General features: G+C 59.1%; 15 protein-coding genes. 7 read left to right on the top strand and 8 right to left on the bottom strand.

Features of this window, described 5'->3' with window-relative positions; genetic code table 11:
• From ACM5SV_RS01865 to ACM5SV_RS01840, 6 genes are all read right to left on the bottom strand, one after another.
• Complete coding sequence (locus tag ACM5SV_RS01865; protein WP_419424972.1) at window positions 1–1485, bottom strand: cytochrome P450; 1485 nt, start codon at window positions 1483–1485, stop codon at window positions 1–3.
• An 898-nt stretch (window positions 1486–2383) separates the two neighbouring features.
• Window positions 2384–2785: a DoxX family protein gene (locus ACM5SV_RS01860; protein WP_419424971.1), complete on the bottom strand. Its 402-nt coding sequence runs from the start codon at window positions 2783–2785 to the stop codon at window positions 2384–2386.
• 49 nt (window positions 2786–2834) lie between these two features.
• Window positions 2835–3275 carry an RbsD/FucU family protein gene (locus ACM5SV_RS01855; RefSeq protein ID WP_419424970.1) on the bottom strand — a complete coding sequence of 147 codons (441 nt, stop codon included), beginning with the start codon at window positions 3273–3275 and terminating at the stop codon, window positions 2835–2837.
• A 9-nt stretch (window positions 3276–3284) separates the two neighbouring features.
• The gene (locus tag ACM5SV_RS01850) at window positions 3285–3869 is read right to left on the bottom strand and encodes a DUF1349 domain-containing protein (protein WP_131588395.1); all 585 of its coding nucleotides are present in this window, start codon (window positions 3867–3869) and stop codon (window positions 3285–3287) included.
• Window positions 3866–4729, bottom strand: a complete 864-nt coding sequence (locus ACM5SV_RS01845) for an amidohydrolase family protein (protein WP_130663811.1) — start codon at window positions 4727–4729, stop codon at window positions 3866–3868. The genes ACM5SV_RS01850 and ACM5SV_RS01845 overlap by 4 nt, the downstream gene beginning before the upstream one ends.
• Before the next feature lie 7 nt (window positions 4730–4736).
• Window positions 4737–5723, bottom strand: coding sequence for an aldo/keto reductase (locus ACM5SV_RS01840; RefSeq protein ID WP_419424969.1), 987 nt, complete (start codon window positions 5721–5723; stop codon window positions 4737–4739).
• Between the two features lie 159 nt (window positions 5724–5882).
• On the opposite strand from ACM5SV_RS01840, the gene ACM5SV_RS01835 reads away from it, so the two are divergent.
• Genes ACM5SV_RS01835 through ACM5SV_RS01810 form a run of 6 tightly spaced genes read left to right on the top strand, consistent with a single transcriptional unit; the run spans window position 5883 to window position 11380 of the window.
• Window positions 5883–6803 carry an aminotransferase class IV gene (locus tag ACM5SV_RS01835; protein WP_130663776.1) on the top strand — a complete coding sequence of 307 codons (921 nt, stop codon included), beginning with the start codon at window positions 5883–5885 and terminating at the stop codon, window positions 6801–6803.
• A gap of 11 nt (window positions 6804–6814) precedes the next feature.
• On the top strand, window positions 6815–7861 hold the full coding sequence (locus ACM5SV_RS01830; protein ID WP_164021750.1) for an ABC transporter substrate-binding protein: 1047 nt from the start codon (window positions 6815–6817) through the stop codon (window positions 7859–7861).
• A 35-nt stretch (window positions 7862–7896) separates the two neighbouring features.
• Window positions 7897–8979: an ABC transporter ATP-binding protein gene (locus tag ACM5SV_RS01825; RefSeq protein ID WP_165504832.1), complete on the top strand. Its 1083-nt coding sequence runs from the start codon at window positions 7897–7899 to the stop codon at window positions 8977–8979.
• A 4-nt stretch (window positions 8980–8983) separates the two neighbouring features.
• Entirely contained in the window at window positions 8984–9883 is a 900-nt protein-coding gene (locus ACM5SV_RS01820; RefSeq protein WP_419424968.1) for an ABC transporter permease, read from the top strand.
• Window positions 9880–10677, top strand: coding sequence for an ABC transporter permease (locus ACM5SV_RS01815; RefSeq protein ID WP_130663772.1), 798 nt, complete (start codon window positions 9880–9882; stop codon window positions 10675–10677). Before ACM5SV_RS01820 ends, ACM5SV_RS01815 begins: the two co-directional genes overlap by 4 nt.
• Before the next feature lie 43 nt (window positions 10678–10720).
• Window positions 10721–11380, top strand: a complete 660-nt coding sequence (locus ACM5SV_RS01810; RefSeq protein WP_164021754.1) for a helix-turn-helix domain-containing protein — start codon at window positions 10721–10723, stop codon at window positions 11378–11380.
• Window positions 11381–11390: 10 nt separating this feature from the next.
• On the opposite strand, the gene ACM5SV_RS01805 is transcribed toward ACM5SV_RS01810, so the two are convergent.
• Together ACM5SV_RS01805 and ACM5SV_RS01800 are read right to left on the bottom strand one after the other, a co-directional pair.
• Entirely contained in the window at window positions 11391–12362 is a 972-nt protein-coding gene (locus ACM5SV_RS01805; RefSeq protein WP_130663770.1) for a GntR family transcriptional regulator, read from the bottom strand.
• A gap of 17 nt (window positions 12363–12379) precedes the next feature.
• A complete protein-coding gene (locus tag ACM5SV_RS01800) occupies window positions 12380–13909 on the bottom strand; it encodes a UxaA family hydrolase (protein WP_419424967.1) in 1530 nt (509 codons plus the stop codon).
• A 107-nt stretch (window positions 13910–14016) separates the two neighbouring features.
• Between ACM5SV_RS01800 and ACM5SV_RS01795 the strand changes: the two genes are divergently transcribed.
• Complete coding sequence (locus ACM5SV_RS01795; protein ID WP_130663768.1) at window positions 14017–14940, top strand: dihydrodipicolinate synthase family protein; 924 nt, start codon at window positions 14017–14019, stop codon at window positions 14938–14940.
• Window positions 14941–14949: the final 9 nt, after the last annotated feature.

Here is a 14949-nt window from a genome sequence, read left to right as displayed (position 1 = left end):
CTATCTAGCAATGAAACGAAGCGGCATGCGGTCGAGCGCGTGGATGGCATTGTTGGGGCGCCATACGGCCTCGCCGGCGAACTCCACGCGTGCGACCTTCTCGACGAGAACAGTGAGAACAGTTTCCAGTTCAAGACGCGCCAAGTTCTGGCCAACGCAGCCATGAATGCCTGCTCCGAAAGCCATGTGACCTACGGGCTTTCGATCGATCCGGAAGACTTCCGGATCGCCCCATTTCTGTGGGTCCAGATTTGCGGACGCTAAGACACACAGGATCTTGGTTCCCTCGCCAACAAAGTGACCCGCGACCTCGGTATCCTGATTGGCCGTGCGAGCAAACGTATGGACGGGCGACGTAAAGCGAAGAACCTCTTCGAAGCATGCACGCGCCAGAGAGTGATCTGCTTTCAGCTTTTCGTATTCGTCAAGATTGGATGCCAGACACCACAAGGCGTTGCCGATCCCCGTGACGGTCGTATCCACGCCGGCGGAGAGGAATGAGCGAACAAGCATGGCTGCTTCGTCTTCCGTCACCTCGCCATCGTCCGCTGCGCTGTAGATCAATGCGCCCAGTCCATCATTGGTCAGGCGGTCGCGAGCGCAGGCGGCCGTAATCCACGGCACGATGTCCGGAGCCATTGCCATCGCGTTGCGCCTGAACTTGTTATCGGGACCCAGCGCGTTGAATACCATGGCCCCGTAATCGACGAGCTTACGCCGATCACTGTCCAGCATGCCGACAGCTTTCGGGAATACCGCGACGGGGAAGGCTTCGGCCAAATCGGCGACGGCTTCGAAGCTATCGCGCTCGATCAAACCGTCGATGATCATCTCGGCATTCTGACGAAACTCATCCTTCAATCCGGCGATTGCCTTTGGCGACAACGCACGCGCCATGACTTTGCGGGTCTTCGTATGATCCGGCGGATCGACTTCCAATATGATCGATGGTGGTCGCCAGGGCTTGCCGCACTTGAAGTCGTTAAGACCGACGCCGCGGGACGAGACAAAACGTGTGTGATCGGAGAAGATCTCGCGCGTCTCCTCGTAACGCCCCGTTGCGAGGACCGACCACTTCGAGATGTAAACGAGCGGTCCCCGCGCACGCAACTCCGCAAAGTAGGCTGCGGGATCGAGGAGCACATCTTCAGCGTATGGATCCACGTCCCATACCGGGATGCCAGAGGATGGCTCGAATGTCATATGGCCTTCAATCATGTTCATGAGTTTACCTCCTCCGCAGGTCAGGCGTAAGCGACGCCGATGTGGCGTCCCAGTAGTTTCAATCGTCTTTTGAGCGCGTCGACTCCCCGTCGCTGTGATGACGATGGCGAGGCTTGCGATCACAACGCCGCCGCGGCGTGTTGCTCGACACCACTGTTCGTCTTCCATCCGCCGCCAGCGCTTGGAAACTTGCATCGATCGATCGCGGATGATCCCAAGCGCCTCGAGTGACTCGTCGAGAAGCACGACTTCCGGTGCCATCATCAGCGTCCGCGCAATGCCAGCATCTGCTGCTCGCTCCTTGAAAGCTGCGTGCCCCAATCTTTCGGCGATTTTTCAGTTTCGGAAAGGCTTCAACGAGCGACGTGATTCCGTGTAGGACTGAGGGGATATTTTCCTCCACCGCGAGTGACGGACAAATGTCGCGTATTTGGCGTACTTGGCCTAACCCAGATGGTCGGTCTCTTCCCGGATCAGCAGTTGCTGGTTCTCAAGGCCAAGAATGGGGCCGCCGACGTCCTTGTAGGTGACTCGGTCTTGTGCTCGCCAGCCTGCTTTCCATGCCTTGCGAGATAGGTCTCGACGGCTTCCCCGTACTGGTTGCCGTACATGGCGACGTGGCCTGAGAATTACGCAATGGCGCCAACCCCGACTGTGTCGACCGAACTAACGCTGGAACAAACCGCGGCAATAGCAGCCGCCAAGGCTGCACGCGTGAAGATTTGCATGTGATCCTCCCAAATCCATGTCTATGCGAGCATTCCTCAGGTCGCACGAGTTGTGTTCGCAACTCATCACCAATAAAGCTTAAGCTAGTTGAGTTGTCAACTGACATAATCATTGAGAAACCGAAACAGCAAACGCAGGAGCATAGATTTCGGGTCGTTATCTCAGCCTTCCCGATCAAGCTCATCTGAAGACCCTTCTGGCCCAACACTGTGGGATCGTCCGTGGGATCGAGAACAAGGAACCGGATCTTCTCCCGAGCGCTTGACTATCGCAACCTCCAATCGCTCCCGGACGAACGGGGCTTCCTCGATATCGCCGATACTGATTGGCGCCACAAAACTCCCACGTTGCGGCAAGATGTCGATAAGTCCTGGCAAGACGGATCAATGCTTTGCGCACAGGTGTCCGGCTGACGCCCAACTGGCTTGGCTCAGTTAGCCGTTTGCGAGTTTAGACAGCATAGCGTCGAGACTTGCTGGGCCGCCGCCCGAAGTAGCAAAGTAAAGAAAAACAAAACTCCAACTGGCGGCGGTGTAACCGCCGTTTTCCGTGGGGAAAAACTGACAGGAAGGTGCGCGGTGAAGTATGCGGCCGCCATGAGGCCGGAAAGAATGAAGGCGGATAGTCGGGTGAAGACCCCGATCAGGAAGCAAAGCCCAACGGTAAGTTCGATTAGGCCCGCAACCCATTCCGGTGAACCGAAAGCAGGCATGAACTCGCCAGCATGAAAATGAAATATTTTTGCGGTCCCGAAGGAGAAGGCTATAAATCCCATTACAATCCGAGTTATGCTTAATACTCCTGGTTGGAGGCCTGTGAGTTTTTTGATCATCAATAAATTACCTGCTGGAAAAGCTTAGTGCTGCTGATCATCAATGACCTCAGTTACCTGCCAGATTCACAGTCCCTTTTCGGATGATTACGTTGCCGTAAAACAGCGTCTCACCGGTGGCAATAATGGCGAAGGCTTCCTTCGCCCGCTGATAGAAGGCAAAGCGCTCAACGCGTGTAAGCTTGATGGCCGCGTCCGGAAGCGTGTCGAGCGCATTCTGGATTGCCTCATGGGCCGGGACGATAGCATCGGGCTCGCCGATCACCTCCATTCCGACAACTGGGTCAGGTTCGGATTCGTCGACCGGCATGACAGAAAGCACGGCTTTGAGCATGCGAGGAAGGTCGGCGGCCTCCATGCAAATTAGGCGCTTGGCAAGGGTCTGGGCGGGAAAGCTTCCGTCAGCAATCACTATCTCGTCGCCGTGACCCATCGCGCGAAGCGCGTGGAGTATATCTGCATTCAGGATGGGGTCGATACCAATGAGCATGGTCAATCCTCAGGTCAGGTCGTGAAGGTCTTTGGTGATGGCCGGGCCGATCTCAAATTCCGAAAAGCGGATGTTTAGGCCGCTACGCTCTGGCGTGCAGGCGGTTGGGCCGACTTGGTAGGCATCCGCGATGGGGAAGGGAGCGAGGCGAAGCAGCGGCCAGAAGCTGCCATCGCGCGACGCCTGGACGCGCATCGCGCCCTTGGCAAGCGTGATACGAATGTAAAAGTCCTCAAGCTCTTTGAAGGGCTGCGACACCGACCAGTCCGACTTGCCGTCGGTAATGACCGTGCTAAGGAAGAGCTCGCCATCGGTGAATTCGACGCCGGTCTTGACCCAGCGCTTTTCGTCGATCCGGACCATCAGGCCAGCCTGGTCGTAAAGCGTCCGGAACTCGCCCTGGATGCGGATCTTTGCCGTGAAACCGTCCGCCGAAGGGAAGCCCAGGAAATGGCCGCTGTCGCGAGTGAAACCGTAGTAGGTCTCGCGCCAGAAATCAGTCTTCTGGTCGGTTGTCATGGTCAGGCTAGTGTCAAGGGCCTCGGCGCTTGCAGGAGCGTTCAGCCATGTACCGTTTCTGAAATCGATGGTCATTTCGTTCCGTCCGTTGAAAGTTGATAAGCGTCGATTGCATTGCGCTCGAAGAAGCGATCGGCGACGCCAGGCCCCGTCGATGTCAGCCGGGAGGCAATGGCCTTGACCTCGGCATAGGAGGCGGCCAGCGTGGAAACCGGCCAGTCGGAGCCGAAGATCAGCCGGTCGGGGCCGAAGCAGTCGAGCGCGATCTGCATATAGGGATCGAAGTCCGCGGGCGCCGCGTGATGCCAGTCGGCCTCAGTCACGAGGCCGGAGACCTTGCACCAGACGTTGCCGTGTTCAGACAACTCGTTGAAGGCGGCATGCCAGAAGGTCGAGAAGCCCGACGCGATCGGCGGCTTGGCCATGTGGTCGAGAACGAAGCGTCCGTTCGGAAAATGACCGACGACATCTATGGCTGCGGGCAGCTCGCGCGCGCGTACCAGAAGATCGAAAGTGAGCCCTGCCTCGAAGACGGCGGCGATGCCCCGATGAACGGCCGGGCGGCGAAGCCAGTCGGCATCTGGTTCGTCATGGACATTGTGGCGGATGCCGACAAGACGCCTTCCGCCCGGACGCAACCGGAGCGCGGTTAGCTGCTCAGCGACATCCTCGGCCTGCAGATCCAACCAGCCAACGACACCTGCGACAAAGCTGTACTTGTCCGCTATCGCCAGGAAATCGCGCGTCTCTTCAAGATCGTGGCGGCATTGCACGAGAATGGTCGCATCGACGCCCGACGCAGCCATCAGCGACATCAGCTCGGCGGGTCCGAAGTCCCGCCGCAACGGCTTCATCTCATCGCCTGCCATCCATGGATAGGTCCCAGTCGCGAGATCCCAGAAATGCTGGTGAGCATCTATCACTCGATTCGGCATCATCGGCTCACGCTGTCGGCGCTTCGGCAGCGATAAGGCCCTCAGCCTTCAGGTCCTGCCAGAGTGCAGCCGGTACCGGCTGACGGAAATGGGCTGCATTCTCCTCCATCTCGGCGGGGCTGCGCGCGCCGGTCAGGATTGTTGAAACGGCAGGATGGGCGAGCGGAAACTGGATCGCCGCCGCCTTCAGCGGCACGCCGTGGCTCAAGCAGACCGCCTCCAGCCTCAGCGCTCTGTCGATCAGTGATTGGTCCGCATCCTGATAGTTGAACTTCGCGCCCGCTTTCGGATCGGCCAGCAATCCGCTGTTATAGACGCCGCCGATAACGACAGAGATGTTCTTCTCGAGACAAAGCGGCAGGAAATCGGCAAGTGCTCCCTGTTCCAGCAGAGTGTAGCGGCCGGCAAGCAGGAAGCAGTCGAAATTGCCGTTTCGCGCGAATTCGGCGAGCATTTCGCTCTGGTTCATGCCGGCACCAACCGCGCCGATCGTGCCTTCGCTGCGCAATCTGTCGAGTGCCTTGTAGGCGCCCTCGATAGCCTGGGCGTAATGATTATCCGGATCGTGAATATGAAGCACGTCAATGCGCTCGGCGCCGAGGCGCTTCAGGCTCTCTTCGACAGAGGTCATCACGCCGTCATAGCTGAAATCGAACACCGGGCGCTCGGGCGGCGTGCCCTTGTAATAGGCGTCTTCACCCTCCGGTTTCTCGGGCAGGCGGAGCAGGCGGCCGACCTTCGTGCAGAGCACATAGTCGTTGCGTGACTTGGTTTTGAGAAACGCGCCCAGGCGCTGTTCGGCCATGCCGTTTCCATATTGCGGCGCGCTGTCGAAAAAGCGAACGCCGAGTTGCCAGGCCGTTTCCATCGTCTCCTCAGCGGCCTTTTCGCTAGTCACTGAATAGAGGCCTCCGATTGCCGTCGTGCCGAGACCGAGCGTGGTCGCCTCCAGCTTCGTGGTGCCAAGGCGGCGTTTCTCAAATTTTTCTTTCATGAAAATTCCATCCCGAAAAGCGTTGGAAATCCAAGCTGCTTCTAATTTTCATTGTCTTTCCTTTCTGTCAATAAATTTCTTCTGAGAAAATTAACTTGCACATGTACGAAAATTTTGTCAGCTTCTGAACATCGGTTTCGAGCATAGAAGACCTCAGCCATGACTGCCGACTTCTCAAAAGGTGCTGCATTTTCTGACGGGAAATTCGTCCCGGCGGGTGAAGCTGCGATTTCGGTTCTCGACTGGGGCTTTACCCGTTCCGACGTGACCTATGACGTCGTCCATGTCCGCGACGGCGCGTTCTTTCGTCTGCAGGACCATCTCGACCGGTTCGAGCGTTCGCTGCAGGGACTGCGACTTTCGCCGCCTTATTCTATGGCCGAAATCGGCGAGATTGCCATGCAGTGCGTCGCGTTGTCCGGCCTGCGCAACTCCTATGTCGCTATGATCTGCACACGCGGCAAGCCGCGGATTTTCGGATCCCGTCGCCCGCAGGATTGCGACAACAAGCTGATCGTCTACGCGATCCCGTGGATCGACGTGATCCCGCTCGATGTGCAGGAAAGGGGAGCCCATCTGCATATTGCTTCCGTGCCGCGCATCGCGCCCGCATCGATCGATCCGACCATCAAGAACTACCATTGGGGCGATCTGACCCGCGGTCTCTTCGAAGCCCATGACGCCGGCGCGGACACGGCGTTGCTCCTCGATGCCGAGGGGTTCGTGACCGAGGGGCCGGGCTTCAACGTTTTCCTCGTCAAAGACGGCAAGGTGCTGACGCCGGACCGCGGAGTGCTCGAAGGTATCACCCGCCGCTCCGTGCTGGAACTCTGCGAAATGCTCGCCATTCCAGCCCGCATCGCACCTTTGACCAGCGATGATCTGGCATCGGCGGACGAAATGTTTTGCACGACGACGGCGGGCGGCGTCATGCCCGTATCGAGGATCGGCGACCATATCATGGGCAACGGCAGACCGGGCGTGGTCAGTCTCCGGCTCAAGTTGTCCTACTGGGAACAGCATAAAGCCGGATGGCATCAGACACCGGTCGATTATTCAATCAAAACAACTTCGTTCTAAGGGGAACGCACATGAAAAGACGTGAATTTCTGACGACCACCGCCTCTCTCGCAGTCGGCGCGCTCGCAGCCCCGGCGATTGTCCGTCCCGCCTTTGCCGCCGGCAAGGAGTTGCGCATGCTGACCTGGGAAGGTTATGCCGACGATCAATGGGTCAAGGCTTTTGAGAAAAAGACCGGCGCCAGCGTCAGCGTTAGCTACACCGGCAGCGTTGATGAAATCTTCGCGAAAATGACGGCGTCTGGAGGGGCGGATTTCGATGTAATCGCGATTGAGACCTCCTCTTATAAGCGCCTGACGCAGGAAAAGCTCATCCAGCCGCTCGATGAGGCAAAGCTGCCCAACTCCAAGAACCTTGCCGGCGCCTTCAAGAACGTTTCTGCCATCGTTATCGAGGGCAAGACCTACGCGACACCATTCGCTTGGGGCTCTATCCCGCTGATCTACAATGCCGATACATTCCAGACCCCGCCAACCAGCTGGGAAGTGCTGTGGGACGAGAAATACAAGGGCCGCATCATCGTGATGGACGACGCCAATAATGCGATCGTGACCGCAGCGCTGACGCTCGGCATTCGCGATCCCTTCAACCTTACCGACGAACAGTTCGAGCAGGTCAAGCAGAAGCTGCTCAAGCAGAAGGCCAACATCGCCAGCTACTACGCCGGCTTCGACGATGGTGTCAGCATCTTCGCTCAGGGCGGCATCGACCTGATGATGTCGATGGGCGAGCCCCAGGCGCCGATGCTGAAGAAGCAGGGCGTCAATGTCGGCCTCGTTATTCCCAAGGAAGGCGCCATCGGCTGGATCGACTGCTGGGCGATCAGCTCCAAGGCTCGCGACGTCGATCTTGCGCATGCCTGGATCGATGCGATGCTTGACCCTGCCGTCGGCACCTATATCAGCACCAAGACCGGCTATGGCAACACTACCAACCAGGCCGTCAATATCGATGCGGGTCTCACCTATGCCGACAAGCTGGTCTTCCTGCAAGCACCGGAAGACTTCGCAAAGCGCATTGAGCTCTGGAACACGATCAAGGCGACCCCGGTACAGTAAGTATGACAGCGCAAAATTCAGTTACCGCGGGTCTGATGGTCGGGACACCAAATGTCATACAGCTCGTCGGCGTTACGAAGTCCTATAAGACTGTTGAAGTGCTCAAGCCAGTCGATCTCGATATCCGGGATGGTGAGTTCCTCACCATTCTCGGGCCCTCAGGCTCTGGCAAAACGACCATCCTGCGGATGATCGGTGGTTTCACACCCCCCTCGTCCGGCAGGATCTTACTACGCGGCACGGATATCGTCCACGTGCCGATCTACAAGCGGCCGTTCAACACGGTCTTCCAGGATTATGCGCTGTTTCCGCATATGACAGTGGCGCGCAATGTTGGCTACGGCCTGCGCATCCGCAAAACGCCGCAAGCCGAGATCAAGCGGCGCGTCGAGGCGGTGCTGGAGACCGTCAATCTCGCCGACAAGGCAGGTCGCTATCCGGCCGAGCTGTCGGGCGGCCAGCGCCAGCGTGTGGCGCTCGCGCGTGCCATCGTCTGCGAACCGCAGGTGATCCTGCTCGATGAACCGCTTGCGGCACTCGATGCCGAGCTTCGCCGTTCGATGCAGGAGTTTCTCAAGGACCTGCAGAGGCGCATCCGCACGACCTTCGTCTTCATCACCCATGACCAGGAAGAGGCGATTTCCATGTCTGACCGCATTGCGGTTATGGATCACGGTAATCTCGTGCAGGTTGGTACGCCGCAGGAGATCTATTACAAGCCGAAGAGCGAATTCGTCGCCAAGTTCTTCGGCGAGAACAACATTTTGCCCGCTAGCGCCAGTGGCTCTCCTCCTCTGGCCGTTATCGAAAGTCCGCTCGGCAAGCATTGGGCTCCGGCCGACCATCAGGGAGCGTTGCTGTTCGCGATCCGCCCAGAAAGTTTTCGCCTCCACGATGGCAGCGACCTGAGCGCCGGCGAACGAGTCGCCAAGGCGCGGCTGGATTCCGTAACCTTCCTCGGCGCGACCACGCAGCTTTCGCTCTCCGTCGGGGCGTCTGACGAACATCGGGTGAAAATCAGGATTCCGACCGCGCTATCGACGCAGAACCTCGTGGCGGGCAGTGACGTCATGCTCCGCTGGTCGGAAACCGATGTCAGCTTCCTTCCGAAAGGGTGACGCCATGAGTATCGCCACGACGCCCACCGGCATTGGGATCGCTGAAGCCGCCGCAAGGCCCAGGCGTGGTCTCGGAAAGCTCGTCGCCAGGCTTCTCGTCTATGGCTTGCCGACGGTGATGATCCTGCTGCCGCTCGTCTCGTTCCTCGCCTCAAGCTTTCTCGGGCAGGACAACGGCAAGCCTACCGGCGGCCTGACATTCGCCAATTACGCCGCTTTCTTCACAAGCAGCAGCTATCTTTACGTCTTCTTCGGCACATTGAAGCTAGCCTTCACGGTGGCGCTGATATCCCTCTTCTTCGGGTATATCCTTTCCTACCTCATCTGGAGGCTGGAAGGTTCGGCGCGTTATCTGCTGCTTCTGCTAAGTGCTTTGCCGCTGGTCATGAACTATGTCGTGAAGATCTATGCCATGCGAAGCATCCTCGGCTTCAACGGCTTTCTGAATACGATGCTGTTGTCGCTCGGCATCATCGAAGTGCCGAGCAGGCTCTTCATCTTCAACCAGACAGCCGTGATGCTGACGATGGCGGTGATCTACCTCCCCTTCGGGATCCTGCCGATCTTTCTGGCGCTGGAGCGTATTCCGCAATCGCTGATATCAGCGGCGGCCGATCTCGGCGCCAAGCCCGGCCAGATCTTCATGACGGTCGTCCTGCCGCTCAGCCTTCCCGGCTCGATCGCGGCAGCGCTCTTCGTCATGGTGATTGCGCTCGGCGATTATCTGACACCTCAAATGGTGGGCGGCAGCGAAGGCTTCACCTTCGGTCGGGCCGTCTGGAGCCAGTTCGGCATGGCCTTCAACTGGCCGTTCGGTGCCGCACTTGCCGTCATGTTGCTGCTCGCCGTCGTGGCGCTGATTGCGCTTGCTTCCCTTATCTCACGCACAGCGAGGGTCAGATGAGCTTGCCAGAACGCATCACGGTCACCCTCCTCTGGATCATCGGCACCATCACTTTCGCCGTTCTTTACGCGCCGGCTGCCATCGTGATCCTCCTCTCTTTCGTCGGCGTGAAGGACCGGAAGCTCGACTGGTCGGATCTTTCGCTGCAATGGTACGGCAAGTTTGCCAGCAACAGCCAGCTCATCGACGCGCTCTCGAATTCCCTAATCGTCGGTGTTTGCGCTGTGGTGATCGCGAGCACAATTTCCGTCGGCCTTGCCTATTACATGAAGACGGGCGCGCGTGCGGGCCGCTCCTACGTCGAGTTCGTGATCTTCCTGCCCTTCGTGCTGCCCGCGATCATCACCGGCATCTCGCTGCTGATCGCCTTTCGCCAGGTCGGCATCGAGCGGAGCCTGATCACGGTAACGGCAGGTCACGTTGTTCTGATTCTGGCGGTCATCTACCGGATGGTCACGATCAGGCTCGACGCGCTTGAAAATTCGCAGATCGAAGCCTCACTCGATCTCGGGGCAAACAGCTGGGAAACCTTTGTACATGTCGTGTTCCCCCAACTGCGCTCGGCCTTGCTTACCAGTTCGCTACTTGCATTTGCCCTCTCATTCGACGAAACATTGGTAACGTTTTTTCTCGTCGGAGGTGAAACAACGCTCCCGATGCGATTGTGGGCAATGATGCGAACGGGCTTCACCCCGGAAATAAATGCACTTGTTTCAGTAGTGCTTTGTGTGACGCTTTTGTTCGCGGCCCTGGCTGCCATGTCTCTGCGCGAGAGCATCGAGCGGAAATCATGACTTCGACAAAATGCACCGACCAGATTGGAAAACACGGCACGATATGAATGAAAAGGTAAAAAACCTCGGAAAGCTGCTGAAGGACCGGCGCTCCTATCACGGATGGACGCTTGCGGAAGTCAGCTCGATGACAGGAATTGCGACCTCCACCCTCTCGAAGGTTGAGAATGGTCACATCTCGCCGAACTTCGATACGATCCTCAAGCTCTCGCATGGGCTCGGCGTCGAAATCGGCGACCTATTGAACTCGTCGCCCAACGAGCCGACGCCGCCGCTCGTCGTGGCGCGCCGCAGCATCAACCGCAATCTCGTCGGCCAGCAGCTCGAACGGCAGTACTACCGCTACAGTTACCTCTCTTCCGACGTCGCCCACAAGCGCATCATCCCGATTCATATCGAGGTGCGGGCGCTGACGCCGGAGCAGATGGGACCGCTGACCTCGCATGTCGGCGAGGAGTTCATTCTCGTCCTCAGCGGCAAGATCAGGCTCTTCAGCGAGTATTATGAGCCGACCGATCTGGAAGAGGGCGACAGCGTTTATCTCGATAGCACCATGAAGCACGGATATATGTCTCTGCAGCCGCCGAGTAGTTCCATGATGGTCTGCTGCTCCAGCGCAACGCCGAACCTCGCCCAGACACTGCGGGAAGTGATCAAGGAGCAGATCATCTCCGAGCAGCAGGCCAAGGGGAGAAGCAATTAGCTCTCTTCGGTCAATCGAGCACATAGGATATCGGAGTGACATTTGAGATGGCGAGATAGGCCTGCAGGCGTTCGCTCGCCTTGTTGCCGGAGGCTTCGAGATGGTCGGTCAGCGCCTTCCGTGCGAGCGGATAGTCGTGCGCGGCGATCGCGTCCATGATGTCGAGATGTTCGTCCATGAAGGCGTCGATCGGCAGCGTGCCGCGCACGGCGCGCTGGATATGCTTGCCGGCGACGAGCACGCAGCGCGTGCGTTTCAGTGCTTCCAGTATCTCTCCATTGGCGCTGAATTTCAGCGTCGCGACGTGCAGGTCTTCTTCCAGCGCATCGAGTTCGGCACTGGCTATATCGGGAAACTTACCCGACACGGTGGTGAGCCGCTGCCGCATGGCGGCAAGTGTCGTTGCAGGGATATTCTGCATGGCGGTTTTCAGCGCCGCCGGCTCCAGCAACAGGCGCACCTCGTAGAGATCGCGGAAACGGTCCTCGTCGAGCGGGTTGATCCACCAGCGCGATTTGTCGTCGCGCACGACGATGCCGTTCTTTGCTGCGTGGTTGAGAATATCGCCGGCGACAGTGCGCCCGACATTATAATGACGCGCCAGCGCCAGTTCGTTGATGCGGAAGCTGCCGAAGACGGCGCGCAAGATCACCGTATTTTCGAAGTCGTAATAGAAGCTCTGCCAGGCAAACGTCTTCGGGCTGGCGCTTGCCTCCTCCTCAAGGTCCAGCATGTCGGGCGAGATCTTCAGGCGGAGCGGCTCGCCTTCTCGTCCGGCCAGCACGCCGCGCCCGTCGAAGCGCCGCACCAGCCCCTCGGTCTCAAGCGTCGCCAGCGCCTGCTTGACCGGCGAGCGGCTGGAATCGAAGAGGGTCGCGATCGGCCCTTCCAGAAGCACGGTGCCCTCCGGAATGGTCTTCGACGTCACGGCTTTGCGCAGCGCATTGGCGATGGCTTCGTAGGCGAGGGTACGGTGCGCCATAAAATCCTTTTCCGGTCTCAGGTCACCGCGCCTATTTGCCAAGGCACGAATTCGAAGTCACCATAATTGTAGCCTTCGCTGAGTGTGCGCGCGCCGGATGCGATGGCGATGATGTGCTCGAAAATGCGCTCGCCCGCCGCCTGGATGCTGTCACTGCCGTCGATGATGCCGCCGCAATTGATGTCCATGTCCTCGCTCATGTGCTCGTACATCTCGCTGTTGGTGGCAACCTTGATGCAGGGGGCGGGCTTGAAGCCGGAGACGGAGCCGCGGCCGGTCGTAAAGACGATCAGATTGCAGCCGCCGGCGACCTGGCCAGTCACCGCGACAGGATCATAGCCGGGCGTATCCATGAAGACGAAGCCGGAAGCGTCGATCGGCTCGGCATATTCATAGACTTCCATTAGCGGCATGGACCCGCCCTTGGCGACCGCCCCCAGGGATTTCTCAAGGATGGTAGTGAGGCCACCTTCCTTGTTGCCATGCGAGGGATTGTTGTTGAGCTCGGCGCCGTTCTTGGCGGTATAGTCCCGCCACCAGTCGATACGCGCCATCAGCTTCTCGGCGATGGCGGGTGTGGCCGCACGCCGGGTTAGTAGATGTTCCGCTCCATAGATTTCAGGGGTCTCGCTCAGCACCGCCGTGCCGCCGTTCTTGACCACGAGATCGGCCGCATAACCGAGTGCGGGGTTGGCGGTAATGCCGGAATAGCCGTCGGAGCCGCCGCATTGCAGCGCAACCTTCAGTCCGGAGAGCGGTTGTTCGGTGCGCTTGACGGCATCGATCTCCGGCAGCAGTTCCTGGATGATCGAGACGGCTTCCTCGATCGTCTTGCGCGTGCCGCCCATCCTCTGGATGGTCATGGTGCGCAGAAGTGGGCCTTCCTCGAGCTCGAAAGCCTTGACGAGATGGCTGATCTGGTTGGTCTCGCAGCCGAGCCCGATCATCAGGATCGCCGCGAAATTCGGATTGCGCGCATAGCCGTTCAGCGTGCGGCGCAGATAGGTATAGCCCTCGGTATTGGTGGGGATCGCGCAGCCCGTGCCATGCGTCAACGCCACCACGCCATCGACATTGGCGTAATTGCCGAAGCCGTTGGTCTTGAAGTAGTCGGCGACCGCCTTGGCGACCGTTGCCGAACAGTTCACAGAGGTGATGATGCCGACATAGTTGCGCGTGCCGACAAGGCCCGACGGACGGAGATAGCCCTTGAAGGTCCGCCGCTCGCCTTCGGGGAGCAGCGGCGTCGGGCCGCCCTCGACGGCGAATTCGTGCGAGACGGCGCTGTCGAGCATGGCGAGGTTCTGCAGGTGCACATGCTCGCCGGCCGCGATTTCGCGGCTCGCCCGGCCGATCACCTGCCCGTATTTCAGCACCATGTCGCCCTCGGCAATCGGCCGCACGGCGATCTTGTGGCCGCTCGGAACATCGCTCAGCGTCACCACCTCCCCGACATTCTCACCCTCGGCGATCGGGCGCGTGGACACGACCACATTGTCCGTCTCGTGCAGGCGGATGACTGAGGGACCGGATTGATGCGCGGGCATCGACATCTCCTACAAATGACCATTGCGTGCAAAAATCATTCGTGATACGCCTTCAGAAGTCAAGTGAAGACTTGCGTTACACGAAATTTTGCGGGGCATTTTACAAGATGGCGAGTGATCGACCCTATTCCGGGCTTTTCCCGGTGGCACCGACGCCTTTCACCGAAACGGGAGATATCGATTTCGACGGCCAGCGCCGCGTGCTCGACTGCATGATCGACCAGGCCGTCGACGGTATCTGTATTCTGGCCAACTACTCCGAACAGTTCCTGCTGTTGGACGAGGAGCGCCGCCAACTGACCGAGCTGAGCCTTGCCCATGTCGCCGGCCGCGTTCCCGTCATGGTCACCTGCAGCCACTTCAGCACGCAGATCGCCGCAGCCCGTGCCCGCCACGCCTCCGAGCACGGCGCCAGACTGATCATGCTGATGCCGCCCTATCACGGCGCGGGCATCAAGCTCGAGGAGACTTCGATCCGGGAGCACTTCGCCCGCGTCGCCGAGGCTGCCGGCATCCCGATCATGATCCAGGATGCTCCGCTGAGCGGCGTCACGCTTTCGGCCGATTTCATGGTGCGCATCGCCCGCGATCTGCCGCTGGTCCGCTATTTCAAAATTGAGGTTGCAGGCACCGCAGCCAAGTTGCGCAAGCTCATTGACCTTGGCGGCGAGGCGATCGAAGGCCCGTTCGATGGCGAAGAGGCGATCACGCTGATGGCCGATCTCGATGCCGGCGCCACCGGCGTCATGTCGAGTGCCATGCTGCCGGATCTGATCCGCCCGGTCATCGAGCATCACAAGGCGGGCGATCGCCAGCAGGCGGCAAAGGCCTACGAGCATATCTTGCCACTGATCAATTACGAGAACCGGCAATGCGGGCTCAGGGCCGCCAAGACGGTCATGATGGAAGGCGGCGTCATCAAGTCCGATCATGTCCGCCATCCGCTTGAGCCGCTGCATCCGGCGACACGCGCGGGGCTGTTGGAGCTTGCGCAGGGCGTCAATCCGCTGGCGCTCTCCTGGGGCAAGTGAGGACTCAAC

It is taken from the genome of Rhizobium sp. CRRU65 (assembly GCF_048551595.1).
GTDB lineage: Bacteria > Pseudomonadota > Alphaproteobacteria > Rhizobiales > Rhizobiaceae > Rhizobium > Rhizobium leguminosarum_J.
This window is presented reverse-complemented; position numbering and strand designations above follow the sequence as displayed.